This window comes from Altererythrobacter sp. TH136 (genome assembly GCF_007065885.1).
GTDB lineage: Bacteria > Pseudomonadota > Alphaproteobacteria > Sphingomonadales > Sphingomonadaceae > Tsuneonella.
Map to the genome: position 1 here is coordinate 593,038 of NZ_CP041409.1, position 25,242 is coordinate 618,279.

Annotated in this window: 24 protein-coding genes; 10 read left to right on the forward strand and 14 right to left on the reverse strand. The window is 67.4% G+C overall.

The window, feature by feature from the left end:
• Positions 1 to 127: 127 nt before the first annotated feature.
• The 3 genes from purF (at position 128) to C0V74_RS02935 (ending at position 2,775) form a co-directional block, all read left to right on the forward strand.
• Positions 128 to 1,600: an amidophosphoribosyltransferase gene (gene purF / locus C0V74_RS02925; RefSeq protein ID WP_131625463.1), complete on the forward strand. Its 1,473-nt coding sequence runs from the start codon at positions 128 to 130 to the stop codon at positions 1,598 to 1,600.
• Complete coding sequence (locus C0V74_RS02930; protein ID WP_143250545.1) at positions 1,601 to 2,323, forward strand: SDR family NAD(P)-dependent oxidoreductase; 723 nt, start codon at positions 1,601 to 1,603, stop codon at positions 2,321 to 2,323.
• A gap of 104 nt (positions 2,324 to 2,427) precedes the next feature.
• Positions 2,428 to 2,775 (forward strand): PilZ domain-containing protein, encoded by a 348-nt coding sequence (locus C0V74_RS02935; protein ID WP_131625461.1) that lies wholly within the window; start codon positions 2,428 to 2,430, stop codon positions 2,773 to 2,775.
• 2 nt (positions 2,776 to 2,777) lie between these two features.
• Here the strand turns inward: C0V74_RS02935 and C0V74_RS02940 are convergent, their stop codons facing one another.
• Genes C0V74_RS02940 through C0V74_RS02950 form a run of 3 tightly spaced genes read right to left on the reverse strand, consistent with a single transcriptional unit; the run spans position 2,778 to position 6,632 of the window.
• Positions 2,778 to 3,941: a serine hydrolase domain-containing protein gene (locus tag C0V74_RS02940; protein ID WP_143250546.1), complete on the reverse strand. Its 1,164-nt coding sequence runs from the start codon at positions 3,939 to 3,941 to the stop codon at positions 2,778 to 2,780.
• Entirely contained in the window at positions 3,941 to 5,224 is a 1,284-nt protein-coding gene (locus C0V74_RS02945) for a cyclopropane-fatty-acyl-phospholipid synthase family protein (protein WP_143250547.1), read from the reverse strand. Before C0V74_RS02945 ends, C0V74_RS02940 begins: the two co-directional genes overlap by 1 nt.
• 37 nt (positions 5,225 to 5,261) lie before the next feature.
• Positions 5,262 to 6,632 carry a deoxyribodipyrimidine photo-lyase gene (locus tag C0V74_RS02950; protein WP_143250548.1) on the reverse strand — a complete coding sequence of 457 codons (1,371 nt, stop codon included), beginning with the start codon at positions 6,630 to 6,632 and terminating at the stop codon, positions 5,262 to 5,264.
• A gap of 41 nt (positions 6,633 to 6,673) precedes the next feature.
• On the opposite strand from C0V74_RS02950, the gene C0V74_RS02955 reads away from it, so the two are divergent.
• Entirely contained in the window at positions 6,674 to 7,468 is a 795-nt protein-coding gene (locus C0V74_RS02955; protein WP_143250549.1) for a phosphatase PAP2 family protein, read from the forward strand.
• Here the strand turns inward: C0V74_RS02955 and C0V74_RS02960 are convergent.
• The 3 genes from C0V74_RS02960 to C0V74_RS02970 all read right to left on the reverse strand — a co-directional run bounded on the left by C0V74_RS02960 (position 7,428) and on the right by C0V74_RS02970 (position 11,670).
• Positions 7,428 to 8,381, reverse strand: coding sequence for a metal-dependent hydrolase (locus C0V74_RS02960; protein WP_143250550.1), 954 nt, complete (start codon positions 8,379 to 8,381; stop codon positions 7,428 to 7,430). The two genes, C0V74_RS02955 and C0V74_RS02960, sit on opposite strands and share 41 nt — an antisense overlap.
• A 171-nt stretch (positions 8,382 to 8,552) precedes the next feature.
• Complete coding sequence (locus tag C0V74_RS02965) at positions 8,553 to 9,650, reverse strand: 2-oxoacid:ferredoxin oxidoreductase subunit beta (RefSeq protein ID WP_143250551.1); 1,098 nt, start codon at positions 9,648 to 9,650, stop codon at positions 8,553 to 8,555.
• 1 nt (position 9,651) lies between these two features.
• Positions 9,652 to 11,670 carry a 2-oxoacid:acceptor oxidoreductase subunit alpha gene (locus tag C0V74_RS02970; RefSeq protein WP_143250552.1) on the reverse strand — a complete coding sequence of 673 codons (2,019 nt, stop codon included), beginning with the start codon at positions 11,668 to 11,670 and terminating at the stop codon, positions 9,652 to 9,654.
• 172 nt (positions 11,671 to 11,842) lie between these two features.
• Between C0V74_RS02970 and C0V74_RS02975 the strand changes: the two genes are divergently transcribed.
• On the forward strand, positions 11,843 to 12,799 hold the full coding sequence (locus C0V74_RS02975; protein WP_143250553.1) for an alpha/beta hydrolase: 957 nt from the start codon (positions 11,843 to 11,845) through the stop codon (positions 12,797 to 12,799).
• A gap of 28 nt (positions 12,800 to 12,827) precedes the next feature.
• Positions 12,828 to 13,265, forward strand: coding sequence for an RNA pyrophosphohydrolase (locus tag C0V74_RS02980; RefSeq protein ID WP_246844991.1), 438 nt, complete (start codon positions 12,828 to 12,830; stop codon positions 13,263 to 13,265).
• 16 nt (positions 13,266 to 13,281) lie between these two features.
• On the opposite strand, the gene C0V74_RS02985 is transcribed toward C0V74_RS02980, so the two are convergent.
• The 5 genes from C0V74_RS02985 to C0V74_RS03005 all read right to left on the reverse strand — a co-directional run bounded on the left by C0V74_RS02985 (position 13,282) and on the right by C0V74_RS03005 (position 18,886).
• Positions 13,282 to 13,788, reverse strand: coding sequence for a tetratricopeptide repeat protein (locus C0V74_RS02985; RefSeq protein ID WP_143250555.1), 507 nt, complete (start codon positions 13,786 to 13,788; stop codon positions 13,282 to 13,284).
• Positions 13,789 to 13,859: 71 nt separating this feature from the next.
• On the reverse strand, positions 13,860 to 15,041 hold the full coding sequence (locus C0V74_RS02990) for an RsmB/NOP family class I SAM-dependent RNA methyltransferase (RefSeq protein ID WP_143250556.1): 1,182 nt from the start codon (positions 15,039 to 15,041) through the stop codon (positions 13,860 to 13,862).
• Positions 15,042 to 15,060: 19 nt separating this feature from the next.
• The gene (gene guaB, locus C0V74_RS02995) at positions 15,061 to 16,524 is read right to left on the reverse strand and encodes an IMP dehydrogenase (RefSeq protein WP_143250557.1); all 1,464 of its coding nucleotides are present in this window, start codon (positions 16,522 to 16,524) and stop codon (positions 15,061 to 15,063) included.
• Between the two features lie 60 nt (positions 16,525 to 16,584).
• A complete protein-coding gene (locus tag C0V74_RS03000; protein WP_143250558.1) occupies positions 16,585 to 18,084 on the reverse strand; it encodes a M20/M25/M40 family metallo-hydrolase in 1,500 nt (499 codons plus the stop codon).
• Between the two features lie 46 nt (positions 18,085 to 18,130).
• Complete coding sequence (locus C0V74_RS03005) at positions 18,131 to 18,886, reverse strand: 3-hydroxybutyrate dehydrogenase (protein ID WP_143250559.1); 756 nt, start codon at positions 18,884 to 18,886, stop codon at positions 18,131 to 18,133.
• 124 nt (positions 18,887 to 19,010) lie between these two features.
• Here C0V74_RS03005 and C0V74_RS03010 point away from each other — a divergent pair, with 124 nt between their 5' ends.
• The gene (locus C0V74_RS03010) at positions 19,011 to 19,862 is read left to right on the forward strand and encodes a neutral zinc metallopeptidase (protein ID WP_143250560.1); all 852 of its coding nucleotides are present in this window, start codon (positions 19,011 to 19,013) and stop codon (positions 19,860 to 19,862) included.
• A gap of 1 nt (position 19,863) precedes the next feature.
• The gene (locus tag C0V74_RS03015; RefSeq protein WP_210413435.1) at positions 19,864 to 20,481 is read left to right on the forward strand and encodes a hypothetical protein; all 618 of its coding nucleotides are present in this window, start codon (positions 19,864 to 19,866) and stop codon (positions 20,479 to 20,481) included.
• A 39-nt stretch (positions 20,482 to 20,520) separates the two neighbouring features.
• Here C0V74_RS03015 and C0V74_RS03020 read toward each other — a convergent pair whose 3' ends face one another.
• Together C0V74_RS03020 and C0V74_RS03025 are read right to left on the reverse strand one after the other, a co-directional pair.
• On the reverse strand, positions 20,521 to 22,134 hold the full coding sequence (locus C0V74_RS03020; protein WP_143250561.1) for a M56 family metallopeptidase: 1,614 nt from the start codon (positions 22,132 to 22,134) through the stop codon (positions 20,521 to 20,523).
• Positions 22,131 to 22,520, reverse strand: coding sequence for a BlaI/MecI/CopY family transcriptional regulator (locus C0V74_RS03025; protein ID WP_131625444.1), 390 nt, complete (start codon positions 22,518 to 22,520; stop codon positions 22,131 to 22,133). The genes C0V74_RS03020 and C0V74_RS03025 overlap by 4 nt, the downstream gene beginning before the upstream one ends.
• Before the next feature lie 161 nt (positions 22,521 to 22,681).
• On the opposite strand from C0V74_RS03025, the gene C0V74_RS03030 reads away from it, so the two are divergent.
• Positions 22,682 to 23,731: a transcriptional regulator gene (locus C0V74_RS03030; protein ID WP_168194135.1), complete on the forward strand. Its 1,050-nt coding sequence runs from the start codon at positions 22,682 to 22,684 to the stop codon at positions 23,729 to 23,731.
• A gap of 90 nt (positions 23,732 to 23,821) precedes the next feature.
• Positions 23,822 to 24,370, forward strand: coding sequence for a hypothetical protein (locus C0V74_RS03035; protein ID WP_143250563.1), 549 nt, complete (start codon positions 23,822 to 23,824; stop codon positions 24,368 to 24,370).
• On the opposite strand, the gene C0V74_RS03040 is transcribed toward C0V74_RS03035, so the two are convergent.
• Positions 24,367 to 25,239 carry a glycoside hydrolase gene (locus C0V74_RS03040; protein WP_246844941.1) on the reverse strand — a complete coding sequence of 291 codons (873 nt, stop codon included), beginning with the start codon at positions 25,237 to 25,239 and terminating at the stop codon, positions 24,367 to 24,369. The genes C0V74_RS03035 and C0V74_RS03040 overlap by 4 nt on opposite strands.
• Between the last annotated feature and the right edge of the window lie 3 nt (positions 25,240 to 25,242).

The following is a 25,242-nucleotide window of genomic DNA, read 5'->3' on the forward strand; positions in this document are numbered from 1 at the left end:
GGGTTTCGCGGCGGCGGTGTAGGGGCCGAGTGGCCGGCGCGCAACGGGTGATGGTGAGCAGCCTGCCCTTGTCATCATGCCGCACAATCGCCATTAGCCCCACGAGCAGCGAGGCAACGCCCAGCCGATGATCATATCTCATCCGTTCTACGACGCGGACGGCGACAAGCTCCGCGAGGAATGCGGCGTATTCGGTGCGATTGGCGCGCCCGATGCCTCGGCAATGACCGCGCTGGGCCTTCACGCGCTGCAGCACCGCGGCCAGGAAGCGGCCGGCATCACCAGCTTCGACGGACAGGAATTCTATTCGCGGCGCGGCACCGGCCACGTGGCGGAGAACTTCTCCACTTCGGAAGCGCTGGCCGAATTGCCCGGGATCATGGCCGCCGGGCACGTCCGGTATTCCACCACCGGGGGCGCGGGTCTGCGCAACGTGCAGCCGCTGTACGCGGATCTTGCCGCCGGCGGCTTTGCGGTGGCGCACAACGGCAACATCTCCAATGCGAAGACCCTGCGCGACGAGCTGGTTCGCAAGGGCGCGATCTTCCAATCGACTTCAGACACCGAGGTGATCATCCACCTCGTCGCGACCAGCCGCTATCCGACAACGATAGACCGTCTGATCGATGCGCTGCGCCTGGTCGAGGGCGCATATTCCCTGATCGTGATGACTCCCGAAGGCATGATCGCCTGCCGCGATCCGCTGGGTATCCGACCGCTTGTGATGGGCAAGCTGGGCGACGCCACCGTGTTCGCCAGTGAAACGGTCGCGTTCGACGTCATCGGCGCAGAGTTCGTGCGCCAGGTCGATCCGGGCGAGATCGTGCGGGTGGACTTTGACGGCAAGGTCACCTCGCTGCAGCCGTTCGGTCAGGTGCGGTCGCGTCCGTGCATCTTCGAACATGTCTATTTCAGCCGACCCGATTCGATCTTCGACGGGCGGAGCGTGTATGAAGCGCGCAAGTCGATCGGGCGCGAGCTTGCGCTCGAAGCGCCGGTAGAGGCCGACCTGGTGGTGCCGGTGCCGGACAGCGGGGTGCCCGCCGCCATCGGCTATGCCCAGGCGTCGGGGGTTCCGTTCGAACTGGGCATCATCCGTTCGCACTACGTCGGACGCACCTTCATCCAGCCTGGCGAAGGCGCGCGCCACTCCAGCGTGAAGCGCAAGCACAACGCCAACCGCGGACTGGTGGAAGGCAAGCGGATCATCCTGATCGACGATTCGATCGTCCGCGGCACAACCTCGATGAAGATCGTCGAGATGATGCGCGATGCCGGCGCCACCGAAGTCCACTTTCGCGTCGCCAGCCCGCCCACGGCGCATTCATGCTTCTATGGCGTCGATACGCCGGAGCGATCCAAGCTGCTCGCGGCGCGTATGGACATCGAGCCGATGCGCGAATTTATCAAGGCCGACAGCCTGGCGTTCGTGACCATCGACGGGCTTTATCGCGCGGTCGCCGGGGAAAGCCGCGATCCGGTGCGGCCGCAGTATTGCGATGCCTGCTTCACCGGGGATTACCCCACCACGCTGACCGATCTCGCCCAACGCGAGATACGCGAAACGCAGCTACCCTTCCCCATTCACAAGGTTGCCTGAATGAACTCCGATTTGCCGCTCGCCGGGCGCGTTGCGCTCGTCACTGGTGCGAGCAAGGGGATCGGCGCGGCCACCGCCAAGGCGCTGGGTGCGGCGGGTGCGCACGTTGTGTTGACCGCCCGCGACGTCAAGGCGCTGGAAGGGGTCGAGGACGCGATCCACGCCGCCGGAGGGACCGCGACCATCGCGCCGCTCGACCTGTCCGAACAGGACGGCGTGTCGCGCTTGGCCGCCGCGCTGGCGCAGCGTTGGGACAAGCTCGATATCCTGGTGATCAACGCGGCGTACCTGCCGTCGCTGACCCCCGTGACGCAGATGGAGCCCAAGCAGTTGGGGCAAGCGCTGACAGTCAACGTGCTGGCAACTCAAGCGCTGATCGCCGCGTTCGATCCGCTGATGAAGCGCGCAGGCAACGCCCGGGTCATTGGGGTGACCAGCTCGGTCGGCAGCGTCCCGCGCGCTTTCTGGGGCGCGTACGGCGCGAGCAAGGCGGCGTTCGAGGTGATCCTCGATTGCTACGCCGCCGAGGTCGAGAAGCTGGGCGGGACGCGCGTGGCGATCGTCGATCCAGGCGCCACCCGCACCGCGATGCGCGCGCGCGCCTATCCGGGAGAGGACCCTGCGAGCGTGAAGCCGCCCGAGGATGTCGCGGCCGGGATCGTCGCGCTGGTGCAGAGGGACTTTCCCACGCGGCACCGTGAACGGATCGGCGCAACCGGTTAACCACTTCCGCCAGCAAAGCGGAAACCATCCTTCGGCAGAAGTTACAAAGCCTGGCCGCGAACCGTGCGGTGAGGCTGTTGGTTACGTGCACCGAGGGTACTGGGATGATCCATACGCAAGACCCCTATTCGCTGGCAGCGCAGGAAGACCGCTGCTCACCCCGCACCAAACTGTCGATCCCGGCGCAGTTGCGCGCTTCCGGCGGGCGCCCGGTCCGCACGGTGGTGCATGACCTGTCGATCTCCGGATTTTCCGCGGCGGCCATCAACCGGATGCACCTGGGTCAGCTGTGCTGGCTGACGCTCCCCGGTCTGGAATCGCTGCAGGCCGAGGTGGTCTGGTGGGACAACAGCATCGCCGGTTGCGCTTTCGCCGAGCTGCTGAGCCCGATCGTGCACGACAACATCCTCGCCCGTTATTCCACCGGCGGAGTGTTCCGGCCGATCGCCTGAGCCTAGCGGCCGCTGGCGGCGATGACCTGATCCAGGAGCGCGCGGCGGCTGGCCGATAGCGGCTTGCCGGTCGCCGCCGGCCAGTTCGACACGATCGCGATCACCAGCCGCCGGTCAGGCACGATGGTGATCGACTGGCCGAAGATGCCCTGCGCGCCGAAGCTTGCGCCGGGGTAGGTCCACCACTGGAAGCCGTATCCGTTGCCGTCGCCGAATTCGACCTGCGGCGCGCCCGCGCTGGCGAACCAGCCGACGGGAACCGCCGACTGTCCGCCCTCCAGCGCGAACTGTCCCATGCGCGCGTAATCCGACAGGCGGATCGACAGGCAGCACCCGCCGATGTTGTTTCCGGTGAGATCGGTCATCCAGAACAGCGGCCCGGCAAAGCCTGCCGGGTCGACGATCTTCTTCTTGGAATAAGCGGCCAGCGACTGTCCCGTCGCGGCGGTGACCAGATCGCCCAGAAGGTTGGTCTCCAGCGTCTTGTAGACCCACTTGCGCCCCGCCGGCGCTTCACGGGTGAGCTGCCGGGCATAGGTGATCGCCTGCGATTCTCCCGCCACCGGCGCGACCAGCAACATCCGGGCAACGTCGCTGGCGGCATCGGTGTAATCCTCGTTCCACTTCACCCCCGACGTCATCGTGGCCAGCTGCTCGACACTGACGCCGTCATATGCGGTGCCCGCCAGCTTGGGCAGATACTTGGTCACGGGATCGTCCATGCTGGCGATGAAGCCGTCTTTCACCGCCGCCCCCAACAACGTCGAGGTGAAGCTTTTCGCGACCGAGAAACTGGTCCAGCGCCCCTGCGGTCCGAACCCAAGCCCGTACTTTTCGTACCGCACCCGGCCATCCTGCAGCACCATGATGCCCGCAGCGTCGGAACTGGCGAGGTATGCGTCCAATGCAGCCGTGGTGGCAGCATCGTACGGGCTACCCGCGGGCAAGTTGCGCACGTCAGCGGCCGCGGCGACTTCGTGCCCGGCGAAAAAGTCCTCCATCCTGCGGAAGCGATCGGACCGGGTCGCGTCGTTCCAGAACAGCACCTGCTGATCCTGCAACGGCACCTCTGCCGCCGGCTGGGTCATCCGCACAGGTGCGTCTGTCGGCACGGTCGCACAGGCGCTGAGCATTGCTGCTGCCAGCAAGGGGACAAAACGCCGCATCACAATTCCTTCACAAGGGTGATCTGGTGGACATCGATGCCGCCGCCGCGGAACCCGCCCTCGCAGTACATTAGATAATAGCGCCACAAGCGCACGAAGCGATCGTCGAACCCGGCAGGCAGCCGCCCTTCCGTCACCGCGAGGTCGAACTGGTCGCGCCAGATGCGCAGGGTGTCTGCGTAATCCAGCCCGAAATCGTTCTGGTCGGTCCAGGCGAGTCCCCGCTCCTCGGCCAGGCGGCGGAACTCGCTGGTCCGGATCAGCAGTCCGCCTGGGAAAACATACGCCTGAATGAAATCGGCGCTGCTGGCATAGGCATCGAACAGCGAATCCTTCATCGAGATGAACTGGATCGCCGCCCGTCCCCCCGGCTTCAGGTTGCGCGCCATGCAGTCCATGAACGTGGGCCAGTATTCCCGGCCCAGCGCCTCGACCATTTCGACGCTGACGATCGCATTGTACTGCCCGTGCGCGTCGCGGTAATCCTGCTTCAGGAACCGGGGGTTGGCCGGATCGATGCTTTTCGTGCGACAGAATGCGAGTTGCTCGTCCGACAGGCTGATCGCATCGACCCGCGCGCCCATCGCCGCCGCGGCGTGCGCCAGCATTCCCCAACCGCAGCCGATTTCGAGCAGGCTGCCGGCCTGGTCCGCGCGCACCCGGTTGAGCATCGCGGTGACCTTGGTCAGTTGCGCGTAATCGAGCTCGGTCAGGAACTGCTCAGCCTGCGACGGCCCCTCACGCTCGCCGAACAGCGCGCTTGAATAACACATCGATTGGCCGAGCCACTGGGCGTAGAAGTCGTTGCCCAGATCGTAGTGCGCGTGGATGTTCCGCTCCGCCCCGGCATGGGTGTTACGGTTGAGCCAGTGCGCGAACCTGGCCGCAAGCCGGAACGGCCCCCGCGCCCGCGCAGTTTCTCCCAGCGCATCTCCGTTGGCCATGAACAGCGCGAACAGCGGAACGGGATCGGGGCTGGTCCATTCGCCCGCCTCCCATGCCTGGTACCAGCCGATCGATCCATTGGTCGCCAACCGGACGAGCGCACGCCAGTCACGCAGGTCCACTTCCGCGACGAACCCCGGCGCGCGTCCGCCCAGCATCCGCGTGCTGCCGTCGGGCAGCCGGCCCATGATGGTGCCGCTCTCCAGCCCGGCGTCGATCCGGTCGAGTACCTTGTGGAAGCCCGGCGCGATCAGGCGCGCGACCCAGCCCGGGCTGCGCTCAAACCGCGCACCCGCCGACAACAGGCTTGCGCCCCGGCCTATCCCCTCTGCCCTCATGCCGCTGTTTATGAACCGTATCCTGCGTGCGGGCAACCTAGGACCGGCTCGTGCGATACGCCGCCAGCGCGCGTTCGCGGGCCTCGCGGTGGCCGATCAACTTGGCGGGATAGGCGCCCCGCAGCAGATCGGGCGGATCGTGGATCTCCGCGTCATCCAGGTGCGCCAGTTCGGGCACGTAGGCGCGGATGTAGTCGGCGGCGGCGAACTTTTCGCTTTGTGTCAGCGGCGCCATGATCCGCACGAACATGTTGCTGTCCACCCCGGTCCCGGCGACCCACTGCCAGTTGACCGCGTTGTTGCCGTAATCAGCATCGACCAGCGTATCCCAGAACCACCGTTCGCCTGCGCGCCAGTCGATCAGCAGGTGTTTCACCAGGAAACTGGCGGTGATCATCCGCACCCGGTTGTGCATCCACCCGGTCTGCCACAACTGCCGCATGCCGGCATCGACGATGGGGTACCCCGTGCGCCCGCGCTGCCAGGCGGCGAGATCGCGCCGCGCCTCCGCACCGGTCCGCCACAGGCCGTCGTAACCGTTTCGATGGCTGCGCGTGCCGTAATCGGGGAACTGGTCGATCATGTTCTGAGCATAGTCGCGCCAGACCAGCTCCTTGGCGAAGGTGCTCCACCCGTCGGATGTCCGACCGGAAAGCGTGAGCCACACCTGCGCGGGCGAGATTTCTCCCCAGTGGAGATGCGGCGACAGCCGGGACGATCCGTCCGTCGATGGCAGGTTGCGCGTGTCGGTATAGTCGGCGACCGAATCAGCCCATTCGGCCAGCCGGTCGTGTGCCGCCGCTTCGCCGACCTGCCAGAACTCCCCCAGCCCGCCCGACCAATCGGGCGCGGAAGGGAGCAGGTCCCAGCTGCGAAGCTCGTCGCCCGCCGGCCAGTGGGCCGGAGCCGCCAGGCGTGCCGGAGTCGGCAGCGGTTCGTGCGGCGGCATCTGCGCCAGCACAGCTTTGGCGAACGGCGTGTATATCTTGTACGGCTCGCCCGACCCGGTCCGCACCGCGCCCGGCGGCAGCAGATAGTTGCCGTCGTACAGCGTAAGATCCAGCCGCTCCCCGAGTTCGGCCTCGGCCTGCTGCCACCATGGTTCGTAATGGCGGACAGCGTGCACCTGGACCGCGCCGGTCTCCTCGGCCAGCCGCGCTATCTGTTCGGCGGCGTTTCCGCGTCGCAGGACCAAGCGGGAACCGAGCGCCTCCAGATCCCGTGCCAGGCTGGTCAGCGAATGGTGCAGCCACCAGCGCGACGCCCCGCCCAGGGCGAACTCGCCCGCGGCGTCATCATCCAGTACATAGACCGGCACCACCGGCCCAGCCCTCGCTGCGGCGCATAGCGCGGGTTGGTCCGCCAGGCGCAAGTCGCGGCGAAACAAGACGATCTGAGGCAAACTCATGCTGACCGGAACCGCGCGTGCTTGCTGCTGGTTCCTCCGCCATGTCCAATCCCGACACCGTGCACCCGCAAGAGCATCCGATCCCGGCCCAGGCGATCCGACTGCCGCAGCGAGGGTTCACGATCAATCGCCGTAAGGCGCTGCTGGCCGCCGGCATTCTGTGGCTCGGCTTCGCGGTCATGGTCTGGCTGGTGCTGGCCGGCCGGACGGGGGCGTTCGACGAGATGGGTCTGCTGGCGGCGCGGCGCGAAGGCAACCTGGACTTTGCCGGATCGCACCTGATGCTGGAGATCGTCCGCGACACGACCGCGCTGGGCGGGGTCTTTCTGCGCAACCTGTTCGCCGTCGGAGCGGTGGTGGCGCTGCTGTTTCTCGGCCTGCGGCGCGAGGCGGTGCTGTTCGCCATGACGGTGACCGGCGGATGGATCGCCAACACGGCGCTGAAAGGCATCGTCGGCCGCGATCGGCCCCAGATCGTGCCTCACCTGATGGAAGCCGGCGGCGAAAGCTTTCCGAGCGGACACAGCTTCAACGCGGCAGTCGTATACATTGCGATGGCGCTGGCTTTCGCATCGATGAGTTCGCGGCACTCGGTACGCTATACGATCGTCGGCAGCGCGATGGTGCTCTCCGCGATGATCGCGTGGAGCCGGGTCATGCTCGGCGTCCACTTCCCGAGCGACGTCACCGCGGGCTGGCTTGGCGGCGCCGGCTGGGCCTTTCTGGCTGCGGCGCTGCTGTACAAGCCGGCCAAGGCCGCAGCGGACAGGCAGGTGGCCGGAACGCTCGATCCGGCTACAGCGGCTCACAGCGGACATTCGGCAGCGCAACGGTGAACCGGTCACGGGCGTGCGGGTCGTAGTAGCGCGCGTCGCGGATGAGCACCGAGCCGTCGGGGGCGCGTTCGGCGAAGGGTGTCCGCGACCAGAAGAGGAAGGCGTCGAGGTCACTGTCTGTCTGCCTTAGTCCCGCGGTGTCAGGCCATGCACATTGAAGCGAAGGAACTACAAGTTCGTGACGCTCGGCTGGCTCACTCTCGAGCAGAGCCCCATCGAATGTGAACCAAACATCCCGGTCACGGCCAACAATCTGTTCTCGCTGCCAAAAAGCAAACGGCAGCGGGCTTGATATGTACTCCGCACCTGCCACAAGTTGATCGCCATACTTGGCGCGGTCGTACGCTGTAATGGCTGCGTTAACAGCGATGTAAGCCAACCCCACTGCAATCGCGATCCGCGCCGGGCGCATCCACTCCCCGCCCCGCCGCTCCCGCCGCAGCGAAAACCACATCGCACCGCCCATCAGCGCCCACAGCCACACGTCGATGATGAACAGCACGTCGCCATAAAACCACCGGCTGGAGAACGGTTCGAGCAGGCGGATACCGTAGACGTTGAGCCAGTCGAGCGCGGGGTGCGTCAGCGTGGCGAGCAGGCTGAGGGCATAGAGCCAGCCGAAGTGCACCGGCAGCCGCTTCTCCGGCCGCCTGCCCCGCTTCGCCTGCCAGCGGTCCCACCACCACAGCGCTCCCGCCAGCAGCAGAGGCAACAGCACCCAGGCGATCGGGCCGTGAGTGATCCCGCGGCGGAAGGCGAGGTGCTGCACCCCGTCGAGCCACAGGAAGCAGGCGGCGTCGATGTCGGGAATGTTGGCGCCGATGATCAGCGCCGGCATCGCCAGCCCGGTCTTCCGCTTGAGCCCCGCCTGCCCGATCAGCGCGCCGACCAGGCTGTGCGTGAGGTTATCCATCAGCGCCCGCCGTGGCAGTGGGAAGTGTCACACGTGTCACACTGTTCTGACGCGAAAATCCCGCCGACCTGCCGCGCACATGAAAGGAGGCGGAAAGGGGCGCGGCTGGGCATGACGGCACCCTTAGCGGCGCATGGTCGTGTAGGAAAATGCCTGTGTGCAGCGCACCGATCAGCGCGGATCAGCCGCGTCCGGCGCGCCCTGCCCCGGCGGGCGGCTGTCGAACGGTTCGGGTCCGTTGCCCTCGACCGTCCAGCTCTGGCCCTTGCCGAGCAGCTTGGCGAGGTTGGCGTCCTTGCCCGCGCTCGCCTGCTCCCGTTCCAAGGCCACAGCCGCTTCGAAGGTCGGCATAGGATCGTCGTAGAGCACGCCCAGCGCCATCGGGAACGGGCCGAACGGCATTTCGACCAGCATGTGGGCGATCGAACGGTTGGTGACATCGTGAACGAGCACGCCGGCCGACTGCCAGTCGCCATCGACGACCGGCACCACCATCAGCCGCAACCGATCGCGGTCGAGCGCGATGCCTTGCATGCCGCCCGGCGACTTGTCCGAACCGAACAGCATCGGCTCCCCGTCCTGCAGCCAGAGCTGGCGGTCCTCCGCGCCTTTTGGCTGGGCGAAGTCGTCGAACACGTCCTTGTTATAGACGACGCAATTCTGGAAAATCTCGATGAACGCGGCGCCCTGGTGCGCGTGTGCGGCCTTGAGTACCTCCGGCAGGTTCTTCGACACGTCGAATCCGCGTCCGACGAACCGCGCGCCCGATCCCAGCGCGAACGCAGCGGGACGTGCGGGGTGATCGTAGCTGCCGAGCGGGGTCGAAGGGCTCTTGGTCCCCTCGCGGCTGGTGGGTGAGGACTGCCCCTTGGTGAGGCCGTAGATCTCGTTGTTGAACAGCATGATCTGCATGTTCACGTTGCGCCGCAGCACGTGCATCAGGTGATTGCCGCCGATGCTGAGGCCGTCGCCGTCGCCGGTCACCAGCCAGATGTCGAGTTCTGGATTCGCAAGCTTCACCCCCGTCGCCACCGCGGGCGCGCGCCCGTGGATGGTGTGGAAGCCATAGCTTTCCATGTAGTACGGGAACCGGCTGGAGCAGCCGATGCCGCTGATGAACACGGTGGTCGCGGGATTGGCGCCGATCTGCGGCAGGGTGCGCTGCACCGCCTTCAGGATCGCATAGTCGCCGCAGCCGGGGCACCAGCGAACTTCCTGATCGGTCTCCCAGTCCTTCAGCGTGGTCTGGAACGGGGTCATGTCGTTCATGTCAGTTGTCCCGGTCGTGGTGCAGGCGCAGGTCGCGCGGCAGGGTGCCGTCGTCGTGCCCGCTTTCGGGGGTCGGCAGCTGCTGGAGATTGGCGGCGACTTCCCCGCCCTCGTTGCCGGGGATGCCGTCGAAGTACTTCCCGATCGCGTCTTCCAGTTCGGCGATCTGGAACGGCTGGCCGCTGGTCTTGGTGAGCGGAGTGGCATCGACCAGATACTGGTCGCGCAGCACCGTCTTGAACTGGCCGGTATTCATTTCGGGCACCAGCACGTTATCGAACCCACGCAGCAACTCGCCCAGGTTCGCGGGCAGCGGCCAGATGTGGCGCACATGGATGTGGCTGACGGAAAGCCCCTTGCGGCGCGCGCGGCGCACGGCCTGATGGATCGGGCCGAACGTGCTGCCCCAGCCCACCACCGCCAGCGTGCCGCTGGTCTCGCCCAGGCACACGTCCTGGTCAGGCACCGCCACGCCGTCGATCTTGTTCTTGCGCGCGTCGGTCATCGCCTGGTGATTGGCCGGCGAATAATCGATGTGACCGGTGTCGACCGCTTTCTCGATCCCGCCGATGCGGTGCATCAGGCCGGGCGTGCCCGGCTTGATCCACGGGCGCGCGCCCTTCTCGTCGCGCTTGTACGGGAGGATCTCCCCGGTGCCTTCGCCGTCGACCGCATTGCTGGTCGTCATGAAGGTCTTGGGGAACGCGGTGAAGGTGGCCGGGTCGGGCACCTTCCACGGCTCGGCCGCATTGGCGATGTAGCCATCGGTCAGCAGCATGACGGGGGTCATGTACTCGGTCGCGATCCGGCACGCCTCGATCGCGCATTCGAACGAATCGCCGGGGCTGCGCGCGGCGATCACCGGCATGGGCGCATCGCCGTTACGGCCATAGACCGCCTGGTAAAGATCGCTCTGCTCGGTCTTGGTGGGCAGGCCGGTCGAAGGCCCGCCGCGCTGCGAATTGACGATCACCAGCGGTAGCTCGGACATGATGGCAAGACCCATCGCCTCGCCCTTCAGCGCGATGCCGGGACCCGATGAGCTGGTGACGCCCAGGCTGCCGGCATAGCTCGCGCCGATGGCGGCGCAGATCGCCGCGATCTCGTCTTCCGCCTGGAAGGTGGTGACGCCGAATTCCTTGAGCCGCGCCAGGTGATGCAGGATCGCCGAAGCTGGCGTGATCGGATAGCCGCCGAAGAACATCGGCAGGTCAGCGAGCTGCGCACCGGCGACCAGGCCAAGGCTGACCGCCTCGGCCCCGGTGATCGTGCGGTAGAGCCCGGGATCGCTCGCCACCGGCTCCACGTGAAGCTGCTGGAGTGGTCCTGCGAGCTCGGCGGTCTCGCCATAGGCATGGCCGGCGTCCAGCGCCGCGCTGTTCGCCTCTGCCAGTTCCGGCTTGGTGCGGAACTTCGCTTTCAGCCAGTCATGGATGGGCTCGCGCGGGCGGTCGAACATCCAGAGCGCGAGGCCCAGCGTCCACATGTTCTTGCAGCGCAGCGCGTCCTTGTTGCCGAGGCCGAAGGGCTTCACAGCCTCGACCGTCTGGGCGCTGATGTCGAACGCCAGCACCTGCCACTTGGCGAGACTGTCATCGTCCAGCGGACTGGTTGCGTACTTGGCCTTTTCCAGGTTACGCTTGGTAAATTCGCCGGTGTCGATGATGACCAGCCCACCCGGCTTCAGCGCCTGGAGGTTGGTCTTCAGCGCCGCCGGGTTCATCGCCACCAGCACATCCGGCGCGTCGCCGGCAGTCTCGATCGCGGTCGATCCGAAGTTGATCTGGAACGCGCTGACCCCAAACAGCGTCCCCTGCGGAGCGCGGATTTCCGCCGGGAAATCGGGAAAGGTCGCCAGGTCGTTGCCGGCGAGCGCGGTGGAGAGCGTGAACTGCCCGCCGGTAAGCTGCATCCCGTCCCCCGAATCGCCGGCAAAGCGCACGACGACGGCTTCGGGATTGGCGGCGGCGGCCGGTTGTGACGTGTCGCCGGAAGTCTGGGCAGCGGCTTGGGAAGCCATGGGGTATCCTTGTCACGGCGCCACGCGGCGCTCTTGTCGGCTGGCAGCTAGGCAGCGACCAACTCTCCCACAACCAAGTTTTTCTCCTCCCACGGGAAAATGTCGAGTGGAAAAGCGGGCGGCCAGCGCTAATCATCCTCCAACGCAACCGATTGCATAAAGGGACCCGAGGATGGCCGATACCGAACACTACGTGCGCGATGACGTCCGCGGCTTCCTGGCGATGCTCGAACAGCTCGGCGGTCCGCAGATGGACGAAATCCCGGTCGACCAGGCGCGCGCGGGCTACGTCGCGATGAAATCGCTGGCGGAAGTCGATCCGCGCGAATTGCCGGTGAAGCGCGACCTGTCGTGCCCCGGACCCGCCGGTGAAATCCCGCTGCGGCTGTATGACGCGCGCGACAATCGCGAGGCCGGGCCGGTGGTCATGTTCTTTCACGGCGGCGGCTTCGTGATCGGCGATCTGGAAACGCACGATGCGTTCTGCACCGAGCTTGCGATCGGCCTCGACCTGCCGGTGGTGGCGGTCGATTATCGTCTCGCGCCCGAGGCGCCCTTCCCCGCGGCGCCGGAGGATTGCGAAGCGGCGACCCGCTGGGTGGCATCCAACCCGGCCGAGCTCGGCCGGCAAGCCACCGGCCTCATCACCACCGGTGACAGCGCGGGCGGCAACCTCGCGATCGTGATCGCGCAGGCGCTGTCCGATCGCCCGGCCGAGGTCCCGGTAATCCTGCAGGCCCCGATCTACCCGGTGGCGAGCGCCGTGGAAGAGACCGGCAGCTTCAAGAGCTTTGGCGAAGGCTTCCTGCTGACCGCGCGGACGATGGGGTTCTTCTCGAGCAGCTACGCCGCCGACCCGCAGGACAAGCGCAACTATCCCATCCTGCACGACAACCATGCGGCTAGCCCGCCGACTGTGCTGATCACCGCGGGGCTCGATCCGCTGCGCGATTCGGGCCGCGAGTATGCCGCGCACCTGATCCAGCACGGGGTCGACGTGATCTACCTGGAGGCGAAGGGCAACGTCCACGGCTTCATCACCATCCGCAAGGCGGTGCCGAGCGCGCAGGGCGACGTCGAATCGTTCGTGGCGGCGGTCAAGCTGATGCTGGAACGACACCGTGGCTGAGCTCGGTTACCGCCTGTGCGTCGGGGTGATGATGGTCAATCCTGACGGCAAGGTGTTCGTCGGCAAGCGGATCGACACCAAGGAAGGCGACTGGTGGCAGATGCCCCAGGGCGGCGTCGATCCGGGCGAGGATCTCGCCGACGCGGCCTTGCGGGAACTGGCCGAGGAGACCGGTGCCAGCGCGGAGTCGGTGTCACTGATTGGGCGGCTCGACGAGCCGATGCGCTATGACTTGCCCGAAGAACTGATCGGCAAGCTATGGGGCGGCCAGTATCGCGGGCAGGAGCAGGTGTGGTTCCTGGCCCGGTTCAACGGCGCTGAAGAGGAGCTTGACCTCAATCTTCATAGCGAACCGGAATTCTCCGAGTATCGCTGGGTCGATCTTGAAGACCTGCCGGACTTGATCGTGCCGTTCAAGAAGCGCGTTTATCGCGCGGTGGTCGAAGGGTTTCGCGCGCTCGTCTGACCTGGCGCGGACATGCTCAATTCTGCTGAGTCACCACCGCGTCGGGCATCACCGCTTCGGCGGTGAGGACGCGCTGCTGCGGCCCCTTGGCGATGGCGGCGGCAAGTTCCGCGGTTTCCGCGCACCGATCGCCGCAGATCGACTGCAGCTTGGCGAGGTTGCGGCGCGCTTTTTCGACCGCGCCCTTCTCCACCAGCGCGGCTCCTTCGCCCGACAGCGCGGCAAGGTTGTCCGGTTCCCGTTCCAGCGCGAGGCGATAGTAACGGATCGCCTTGCCCTGCAATCCATTGAGCCGCGCGGCTTCCGCCAGGTTGAGGAAGATCGGGGTCGCGGCCGGGTCGATCGTCAGCGCCGCTTCGAAGGCGTCGACTGCTTTCTCAGGCTCACCCGCCGCCAGGTTCGCGCGTCCTTGCGCCACCAGCGCGGCGGCACGCGGATCGGTTACGTGGTCGTTCCCCTGCCCGACGCTGGCGGTCACCGCGAGAACGGCAGCAAGGGCGGCGGCGGGAACGGCGTAACGCATCAGCAACTCCTTCAGGCCCGTCCTTTGATCACGCATCCGGTGTTCAGCGGGCCTGGCCATCGGCGGCATTGTTACCACGGGCGAGTGAGACGTGCGATGAAAAAGCCGTCCGTGCCATCTGCAAACGGTGCCAGCCGCCATCCTTTCCTGCGCGGGCTACCAAGCGGGAGATCGAGCGAGTCGGGCACCCACCCGGGGTGCCGCGCCAGGAAGCTTTCGGCCTGATCCGCTCCCTCGGCGTCGAGCAGCGAGCAGGTCACGAACACCAGCCTTCCGCCCGGCCGCACCAGCTGCGCGCCGATGTCGAGCAGCCGCTCCTGCACCGTAACGAACCGGGCGAGGCGTTCGGGGGTCAGCCGCCAGCGCGCTTCCGGATTGCGCCGCCAGGTGCCGGTGCCCGAGCACGGCGCATCGACGAGCACCGCGTCGGCTGTGCCGGCAAACTCGGCCAGCATGGCGAGTTCCTTGCCGGGATCGATCAAGCGCGTCTCGATCATGCCGGCGCCGGCCCGCTCGGCCCGGGGGCCAAGCCGGGACAGGCGATTGCGGTCGCTGTCGGAGGCGATCAGCACCCCGCGATTGTCCATCATCGCCGCCAGCGCCAACGTCTTGCCGCCCGCCCCGGCGCAAAGGTCGATTACCGTTTCACCCGGCTGCGCGGCCACGGCCAGACAGGCAAACTGGGAGCCGGTGTCCTGCACTTCCACCAGTCCATCGCGGAAGGCGTCCCAGCTTTCGACCGGCGCGCCCGGTTCCACGCGGAGACCGTTCGGCGCGTCGGTGACGTGCGCGGGAACGGGCAGTTGCACCGTCTCGCGCGCTGCTTTGAGCGTGTTCACCCGCAGATCAAGCGGCGCGCGATCTAGCAAAGCGGCGGCATCCTTCCCGTCGACTCCCGACGCGGCCAACAGCGCGGCAAGCCAGTCCGGCGCCAGACCGCCCCGGGCAACCGGCTCTCCTTCACGGATCGGTGCCGGCCCATGCGCCGAGCCGTCGAACAAACCCGCGATCGCCTCGTCATCGCTAGCCAGCGCGAGCATCGCGGCGCGGCCGCTGTCAGGAACGGGACCGGACACCCGGATCGCGCGGTATACGAGCTCGCGCACCGCCCGGCGGTCCTTGGATCCGGCGTAGCGGCGGGTGCGAAAGTATTCCGCGATCAGGCGGTCGGCAGGGGCCCCATCGGATCGCGCCGCCTCGATCACCGCGTCGAGCAACTCGATCGCCGCCTGAACGCGGGCAGCAGGAGTCATTGGCCGGGCTCGCGCACGGTCATCGGGTCGGGTAGTTCGGCGCCTCGCGCGTGATCGCGACGTCGTGGACATGGCTCTCTGCGAGCCCCGCCCCGGTGATCCGCACGAAGCGGGCCTTGTCGCGCAATTGCTCCAGCGTGGCGGAGCCGGTGTAGCCCATCGCGGCCTTGATCCCGCCGACCAGTTGATGGACCACGTCCTTCGCCGGTCCCTTGTAAGGCACCTGCCCCTCGATCCCTTCGGGCACCAGCTTCAAGGCGGATACGTCCTGCTGGAAATACCGGTCGGCAGACCCGCGCGCCATCGCGCCGACGCTGCCCATCCCGCGATACGCCTTGTAGCTGCGGCCCTGGTACAGGAACGTCTCGCCCGGACTTTCTTCGGTGCCCGCGAGCAACGAACCGATCATCACGCACGCCGCGCCGGCGGCGAGCGCCTTGGCCGCATCGCCGCTGGTGCGCAGGCCGCCATCGGCGATGATCGGCACGCCCGACCGTGCCGCCTCCTCCGCGCATTCCAGCACCGCGGTAAGCTGCGGCACGCCCACGCCCGCGACGACCCGGGTGGTGCAGATCGAGCCTGGCCCAATGCCGACTTTGACCGCGTCAGCCCCGGCGTCGATCAGCGCACGAGTCGCTTCCGCCGTCGCCACGTTGCCAGCCACGATCTGGACCGAGTTCGACAGCATCTTGGCGCGTTCGACCGCGCGCGCCACATCCTTGTTATGCCCATGCGCGGTGTCGATGATGACCACGTCGCATTCGGCGGCGATCAGCGCTTCGGTGCGGGCGAAGCCCTTGTCGCCGACCGTGGTCGCGGCGGCGACGCGCAGCCGTCCGCTCTCATCCTTGGTGGCGGCGGGATAGTTCACCGCCTTCTCGATGTCCTTGACGGTGATCAGGCCCACGCATTTGTAGGCGTCGTCCACCACCAGCAGCTTTTCGATCCGCCGCTGGTGCAGCAGTCGGCGCGCCTCCTCCTGGCTGGTGCCGAGCGGGACGACAGCAAGGTTGTCGCGCGTCATCAGTTCCTTGACCGGCTGGCCCGGGTTCTCCGCAAATCGCACGTCGCGGTTGGTCAGGATGCCGCACAGCTTGCCTTCGCCATCGGTCACCGGGATGCCGCTGATCCGGTTGGCGGTCATCAGCGCCTGCGCCTCGCCCAGGGTCGCGTCGGGGCTGATGGTGATCGGGTTGACCACCATGCCGCTTTCGAACCGCTTGACCGCGCGCACCGCGGCGACCTGTTCTTCCAGCTCAAGGTTGCGGTGGAGCACCCCGATGCCGCCCAGCTGCGCCATGACGATCGCCATGTCGGCTTCGGTCACGGTGTCCATCGCCGCAGAGATGACCGGGATGTTGAGCGCGATCCCGCGGGTCAGCATCGTGCGGGTGTCGGCCATGCTCGGCACGATGTCGCTTTCGCCCGGACGCAGCAGCACGTCGTCGAAGGTGAGGCCAAGGGGGATGTCGTAGTGCGCCACTTCGGTGCTTTCCGCCGGAGGAATGGTGGCGGCCCATCTAACGAGAGTGGCGCCCAGCGGCTAGGGGGCGGCGGGAGTTTTTCCCGCAACGCCCGGCCAGCGTGCCGGATCGGCGAAATGCCGCACCAGCGCTGCGGTCAGCAACAGGTCGTCGGCCGCTCCGCCCAGTTCCACGCCCGCGGGCTCGTCACTCGGCTGGTGATAGTGCTCGGCGGTATAGCGACCGAGCGGGCCCGGCAGAGCGAACGCGCTGGTGACCGACACCGCGGGCACATCGCGCTGCAACAGCGCCCAGCCGTCCTGCCGGCGGACATAATCCTGCGCCAGCCGCTCGTCGCTTTCGCTGCGCCCCATCTGGGCGATCACTTGGAGGATACCGGGATCGAGGCGGGTCAACCCCTTGCCCACGATCGCCACCGGGCTTCCCGCAGGCGCGACCGCGACCGTATCGAGGTTGAAGGCCGCCACGATCGTGTCGAGCGGGATCGGGGGGTTCTCGGCAAACGCCTGCGCGCCAAGCAGGCCCCATTCCTCGGCCGTGGTGGCGAGGAAATAAACATCGCGCTCCAGCCGGGGACCGGCGGCAAGGCGCCGGGCGAGTTCCGTCATGACCGCAAGCCCGCTCGCGTTGTCGACCGCGCCGTTGCAGATGAGATCGGTCGCGGGCGGCTCGGCACAGGTGCCGAAGTGGTCCCAGTGTCCCAGGACCAGCACCGCGCCGGCGCTGGAACGACGGCCCGGCAACCGCGCGACGAGGTTGTAGGTCCGCACCGTTCCGGGGATGGAGGTGGCCTCGAGCGTGGCCGAAAGATTGAGCGGGGTGGGCCGGAAGTCGTCTTCGCCAGCCGCCCGCAGCAGGGCCGCCCAGCGCTCTTGTCCCACCAGGGTGCTCATGGCCGCGCGCGACAGGTACCCGTCAATGGCCCCGCCATCGTCCGCACCGCCCAGCCGGTAACTGCCACGCCGGCGGTTGGCCGTCAGCCCCGCCAGCTCCCGCTCGTCCATCACCACGGCCAGCACGGCGGAGGCGCCCGCGCTCAGCAGCGCGTTGCGCTGCTCGACCTGCCCTTCGTGATCCCACAGCATGACCGCAACCCGCCCCGCCAGGACCGACCGGTCGAGTTGTCCGCCCGCCGTGCCGACAAACACCACGGGCGCACGTTCCACCAGGCCGCGCTGGGCGCTGGTGAACACCGCTGCGTCGCCAGCGGCCAGCGGAATCGCTCGACCCCCGGCAGTAAACCGCGCAGTGCCGCGCTCCGGCAGGCTAAGCGCCAGCTCCACCGGGGCGAACCACGGGTTGGCGGGATCGTTGGTGCCCGATTCGAGACCCGCCGCCTGCCACTCGCGCGCCAGGTAGCGGAGCGTCTGCGCCTCACCCTCCGTGCCCGGCCGCCGGCCGCCGAACTCGTCGCTGGCGAGAATGCCGATATGCTTGGCCAGCGCCGCCTGGATCGCGGCGTTGTCACGCGACAGCGGCGAGGACGCCGGCGACACGGTGGTGCAGCCGGTCACCGCCAGCAGCACCGTCGCCGGGATCAGCAGCAACGCGGCGCGCATCGTTGGCCCCTGTGCGAGTGTGCGAGGGAGAATTCCCGCTGCCAATCTATTCAGTGGTCCAACCGCCGTCGACGCTCCAGTTGGCGCCGGTGACGTTTTGCGCTTCGTCGCGGCAGAGGAACGTGGCGATCGCCCCGACCTCGTCCGGCTGCACGAACTTCTTGGTCGCCTGTTTCACCAGCAGGACATCGTTGATGACCTGCTCGCGCGTCATCCCGCGCGCCTCCATCGTGTCGGGAATCTGGTTCTCGACCAGCGAAGTCCAGACATAGCCAGGGCTGATGCAGTTGGCGGTGATGCCATGCGGCGCGACTTCGAGCGCCACCGTCTTGGTGAACCCGTCGAGCCCGTGCTTGGCGGCGTTGTAGGCGGACTTGAACGGCGAGGCGACCTTGGAGTGCGCGCTGGCGGTGTTGATGATCCGCCCCCACCCCTTCGCCTTCATGTGCGGCACCGCGAGCCGGGTGGTGTGAAACGCCGCCGTCAGGTTCAGCGCGATGATCAGGTTCCACTTGTCGACCGGAAACTCCTCCACCGGCGAGACGTGCTGGATGCCCGCGTTGTTCACCAGGATGTCGACCGGCCCCGCGCCGGCCATCAACGCCGCGCACCCGTCTTCGGTGGTGAGGTCAGCCTCCACGTGCGTGGCGTCCAGTTCTGCGCGCAGGTCGGCGATCGCCTGCTCGTCACCAAAGCCGCTCAGCATCACTTCCGCGCCCTCGGCCCGCAGTGCTCGCGCGATGGCCAGGCCAATGCCCGAAGTGGAGCCGGTGACCAGCGCGCGCTTGCCGTTCAGGAACATTGCACCCCCAGAAGAATTGATCGGCCAACGGCCACGACACGTGCCTTCGCGAAGCGCGTGGGCACTGTCCAGCCATATCACGGCTCCGCACGAGAGAACGGGGCGTCACAGCGGGGGAGAGCGCATGCGGCTCAACAGGTTCGATCCATCCAGCATCAACGTCCGCGGTGGCGGCGGCGGTTTCCCCGGCGGCGTGGGCGGAGGCGCCGGTTGCGGCACTATCGTCATCGCGCTGATCGCGGCACTGGTGTTCGGGGTCGATCCGACATCCATGCTCGGCGGAATGCAGGGCGATGGCGCGGGCACAGTCCAGCAGGGTGATGGGTCTGCGCAATCGGTCGAGCAGCTGTGCACGCAGAACGCTTACGCTACCGAAGCGTGCAACGCGCTTCAGTCGCTCGACCAGACCTGGGCGCCTGCGTTCCAGGCCGCCAACATCGAGTTTCGCCAGCCCACGCTCAACTTCTACACCGGGGGCACCCAATCCGGGTGTGGTGGCGCCTCATCCGCCATGGGCCCGTTCTACTGCCCGGCGGACGAAGGTATCTATATCGACACCGGGTTTTACGACCAGATGCAGCAGCAACTGGGCGCCGGCGGCGACTTTGCCCGCTATTACGTCATGGCGCACGAGTACGGGCACCACATCCAGAAGCTGACGGGGGTGGCTGACGCAATCCGCAGTGCGCAAAGCCAGAACCCGCAAGGTGCAAATCAGCTGCAGGTGCGCATGGAGCTTCAGGCCGATTGTTACGCGGGCGTGTGGGCAGGCAAGAACCGCAACCTGATCGAGCCCGGCGATTTCGAAGAGGGCATGACCGCGGCGAGCGCTATCGGCGACGACAGGCTGACAGGCGGCCGGGTAAGCTCCGAAAACTTCACCCACGGAACCAGTGCCCAGCGCAGCGCGGCCCTGCGCGCCGGGCTGGAAAGCGGCGACGACACCGTGTGCGACCGCTATGTTCAGGTCGGCTGAGGTGTTGCGAACGCCAATCCTGGCACTCGCCGCGCTGGCGTCTGCTGCCCCGCTAGCGGCGCGCGAGGCGCAGGAGACGGCAATCGGACGCTCTCCCGATGTCGAGGACGTCGCCATGACGCCGCTCAACGATCTCAATCTGGCGCGGGAGGAGCTTCCGGCCGTGCTCGAGGCGGCCGCCGTCGATCCGTATGCCAGCACCGGCCTGACCGACTGCCGCGCCATCGAGGCGGCGATTGCCGACCTCGACCTGACCTTGGGCCCCGACCTTGATGTCTCACGGGTGCAGGGGGATCGGCTGAGCACGGGGCGCATCGCCAAGAGCGTGGTCGCCTCGTTCATCCCGTTCCGCGGCATCCTGCGTGAGTTGAGCGGCGCGGCGGACCAGGAACGCGCCCTGCAATCGGCGATCTATGCGGGAGCCATCCGGCGGGGTTACCTGAAGGGCCTGGGCGAGCAAAAAGGCTGCGCCTATCCCGCCCGCCCCGCCTTCACGCGAACGGTCGCCGCCAAGCCGGTACCCCGTGGCAGTTCCGATCCCGGCCCGACGGCTGTCGCGGTCGCAGAGCAGACGTCGTTCGTGTCCGAACCCGTAGTGCAAGCGGTCGGCAAACGCTGACGCGGGTGGAAGGCCGCGCGCACCACGGTCAGGGACGGCTCAGCGAGTGGCTTGCAGCCGCTCGATCTCATCGTCCAACTGATCGAGAATCGTGTCCCGGGTTTCTTCGCTCATGTCGCGCTGACGGGCGATTTGCGCTCGTGCAGCGCGGAGGCCGCTGACTGCGTGAGCTGTCGCCATCCGGCGGCACATGCTGGCAGCGCGCGTGCCAACCGCTTCCTGGCTGTCGCATTTCACCGCGACCGCCGTAGCACGCGGAGCGACAGCGGCGGCTCGCGCAGCGCCGGCGGCGGCGTGTGGAGCAACAGCGGAGGCAACACGCGCAGCGCGGCGCGATTCGGCAGTGATCCGATCAACGTCGATTTCCGGGACCACGATCGACTGCTCGATCTCTTTACCCAGATGGCTGAGGCGCGCTGCGAGCCCCTCCAGTTCCTTCAAGGAACGCCCATCCATTCGTGTTTCATGGTCGATGCGCGTGACCCGGATCTCGCGCCGACGCTGCTGTGCGTCTGAGCTGCGTTGATCCACGCGAACCACGGCGGGTGCGGACGGGGCGACGGCGGCCGCTGGCAACGGCGCTGCGGGCGGCTGGGGAGCGTCCGGCACCGGGGGAATAGCGTAGGCCGCGGAAAGCGGGGCCGCGGGAGCGTCGGGTGCTTCCGGCGCGATGGGAGCGTCAGGTGCAGGCGGCGCGGGCGGAGCTGCCGGCGGCAACGGCGGCGCCAACGCTTCGTCGTGCGCATAGCTGATCGAACCGGTCAACGGCACCAGCAGCACGCTGGCGCCGACAAGCGCCGCGCCCAGGCGGCGGCGGTTCTGGGAAGGAGTGGTCATCGTCAGGTTCCTCAGGCGTTGGACGATCGATTTGTCGCCCAGGACGGGACAGGCCATCGGCGCCGCCAAGGCTCCCCGAGGACCGGCTACAGCGGAGGCGATCAACAGCGCGTAGGCGGCCCGGTCGGATGCGCCCCGGTGTTCCACAACCCGCACGTCGCACGCCGCCTCCTGATCGCGGCGCATCGCGCGCCACCCCAGCAGCGACAACGGATTGAACCAGTGCAGCGCGAACAGCGGCAGGGCGAGAAAATTGAACAGGAGGTCGTGCGCGCGGTGGTGCGCAAGCTCGTGCGATAGCGCCAGGTCGCGCGCGCGGCGGTCGGTCCACGCCATGAATCCGGGGGGCAGCGCGATAACCTTGCTGAACACGCCGAACGCGAGCGGCGAACGGGTTGCGGGCGTCTCGATCAAGCGAATGGAGCTCGTCTGTCCAACGGTCCGCGCGTCACGGAACAACTCGCGCCGCAGCCGGATGTACGAGGCCAGCCGCAGCACGATGTAACCAACCGCCCCGGCGAGCCACAGCGCACCGATCAAGGCACTCCAGTCGAAAGCGGCCGCGCTGGCGACAGGTTCGGGAACCGCTGGCAGTGCGGCGACCGCCATGCTCGCCGGCATAGTCTCGGCCACCGGGGGCGCCGGTGCGAGCCAGGCGGGCAGGACGATCGGCGGCAGCGCCAGGCGCAGCAGGGGGAGGAACCACAGCGCATAAGCCGCCTTGGCACCGAACTGCCGGGCCACCGGCCGGCGGATCAGCAGGACCGCGGCGATCAGCACGCCGGTCCACACGAGGGTGTCGAGCAGCCAGCTCATCGCCGAAGCTCCTTCAACAGCGCTTCGATCTCGGTGAGATCCTCCTCTGTCAGCGCTTCGTTCTCCGCGAGATGCGCGATCAGCGGCGCTGCGCGGCCTCCGAACAGGCGCGTGACGAGGCGCTTCGATTCGCTGCCCACGTAATCCGCGCGGGCAATGACCGGGGTGTAGAGGAAGCGGCGGCCATCAGGAGTGGTGTCGATCGCGCCCTTGCCCACCAGGCGACCGAGCAGCGTCTTGACGGTGGGCATCGACCATCCGCGGTCCTCGCAGACCGCGTCGCACACGTCGGCGGCGCTGAGCGGGCTCTTGTCCCACAACGCTTCCATCACGGCATGTTCGGCCTCGCTGATGCGTTCAGGTCTCGGGTCGGTCTCGTCACTCACGGCTATCCTCCCGGCGCCTCGACTCACTCAACGATTACGTGTGTAAATATTGCTTGCCTTTGGGCCGTTGGCAAGCGGAAATGTGTTCGCGCCCTCGCTGTCGACAGCGCGATCGCAAGAGTGGGTGGCAGCGACGGGTTTTTGCCCTATCCGCACGTGGCATGACCGAGCCTGCGATTTCCTTCGGACCGTTTGTGCTCGATGCGGCCGATCGCCGCCTGCTGCGCGCCGGCGAACCGGTGGAGGTGTCCGCCCGCTATTTCGATGCCCTTGCCCTGCTGGTGAGCGAAGGCGGGCGGCTGGTCACCAAGGAACGGTTCCACGAGGAGGTTTGGCGCGGCATCCCCGTGACGGATGAGGCGCTGACCCAGTGCATCCGCTCGCTGCGGCGCGCCCTCGATGATGACGCCGCCGCCCCCCGATTCATCGAAACCGTTCCGCGGCATGGTTATCGGTTCATCGCTCCGCTGACCGGAGCGCCGGCACCGGGGCCTGCCGCGCGACATTCCCCGCCGGTCGTGCATGATATCGCGCAGGACACCGCGGCTGCTGCTTTGGGAGGAGCCAGCGCGGGGATCGTGGGCGGGCTGCTGTACCTCACGCTGGGTCTGATCAGCCCGTCGATGGGCACGGCCTCCACTCTGCTCGTGCTGGTCAGCATGAACCTGTTGCTCGGACTGGCTGGAGGCGGCGCGGTCGGTCTTGGCGTGTCCTTGATGCGGCGGGGCGGCGACGCCGTGTGGCGGGCCGCGCTCGGCGGGACGGCGGGCGGCCTGCTGGTCGGCGCGGTGGCTCACATGATCGGCACCGACCTGTTCGAGCTGCTGTTCGGACGCTCACCCGGCGCGGTGACTGGCGCTGCGGAAGGAGCTGTCATGGGACTGGCCGTAGGCGTGTCCTTCGCAACCGCCATGGGCCTGGGATACGAGCGGCAGGTTCTGGGCGCGGCGACCGGCCTGCTGTCTGGTGCGATAGCGGGCGTGGCATTGGTGGCGACGGGGGGCAAGCTCATGGCCGGCAGCCTGGCCGAACTGGCGCAGCAATTCCCCGACTCCCGCCTTGGAATGGGCCGCGCGGGGGCGATGTTGGCGTCAGCCGGGGAGCCGCAATGGATGATCGCGCTGGCCACTGTGATCGAAGGCGCGCTGTTCGCCGGGGGCGTGGTCGGCGCCTTGCTCGTCGTGCGCCGCTTGCGGATTAGCGGCCGCTAAAGCGCTTTTCAGCGAGCGCTCACCTTCCGCTCATGACGCTCACCCCCGCCGCGGCCGATGGCGGGACCTCTTGAAACGGAGTGAGCTGACATGACCGAATCCACTTTGATGAGCGACCGCACGACCCGCATCCTGCGTATTGGCGGCTGGGCGACCGCAGGCCTGCTGCTGACAGTGCCCGCCATCGCCATGCAATTTCCCGATTCTGGTGTGCACTGGACGGTCAGCGACTTCGTCTTCGCCGCCGTCATCTTCGGCTTGATCGGCGGCCTGTTCGAACTCGCGGCGCGGGCCAGCCGCAACATCGCCTATCGCGCGGCGGTGGTGGTGGCGGTGGCTTGCGGGTTCCTCCAGCTGTGGATCACGGTTGCGGTGGGCATCATCGGCAGCGAGGACGATCCCGCCAACTGGACTTACATCGCGATGGTGATCGCGGCTCTCAGCGCGGCGATCGTCGCGGGAAGCGCGCGCAATCTGGCATGGGCGATGCGCTTCATGGCCGTGCTGCAGCTAGCCTTCCTCGCGCTGCATCTGATCGAGGGACACTTCACCGCGGTCATCGACCTGTTCTTCACCGCGCTGTGGGTGCTGTCGTCCCGCCTGTTCGCCCGCGCTGCGGCGCAAGCCAACGCAGCCTAGCATACCTCCGCGGTATGCTGCGGGATCGGCCCGGCTGGCACCCGTGTGGGCGACATCCAGAACGGATCGCCGGCCAGCCGATGCCGATCCCCGTAAGCCGCGCCGAGTGCCGCGTAGAGCGCCGGGTCGTACTCGGCCAGATCGCTGTGGTTGAGGATGATGCGACCGCCGAACGCCGCCAGCTTGTTGGAATTGAACCAGAACTGGGTGCCTTCCGCCCAGTATTCATCGACCGTGGTGGAGGCGTATTCGTCCTTCCACCGCCCCGCCGACCGCGCGTCGGCGAACGCGGCATCCACATGCGCGGACAGCACCGGGTCGATCGCGCGAATGGCGGCGAGGACATTGTGCCCAAATTCGTGAACCAGGATCGTCTCGCCGTAATATCGGCTTGACCGTAGTCCGAGGACATCCTCGGCGGCGGCGCTCGTCAGCGGGCCGGCCATCCCCCGCGCACGCGCGTTCCAGTATTCCCGATCGGTCAGAGCGCCGACCCGCGTGTCGTAATGCTTGCGTTCGCACTGGGTCAGCCGCGGGTCGGAGCGGTCGGGGCGGGTCCAGCCCGCCTGCTCCGGCAAGTCGGTCGTCGCCTCGCTTTCCGCCATGATCGCCACGCGATAGCCGTTGGCCACCAGCCACCGCGCCAGGTCGGGCCGGTGGGCGAGCATCTGCCGGATCAGCCCTGCCGCGCGCTCGAGCGCCGCTGCCGGCACCGCGTTCGATCCGATCACGGGAATGCCGCCAGCGTCGATGCGCTGGGCATAGAAGGGGTGCAGCCGGACAGACGGCCGCGGCCCGGTGTCAACCGACGCGCATCCGGTCAACACGGCCAGCGCGCCGCCGAGCAGCCAGCCGGCGCGTCGCCCCACGAA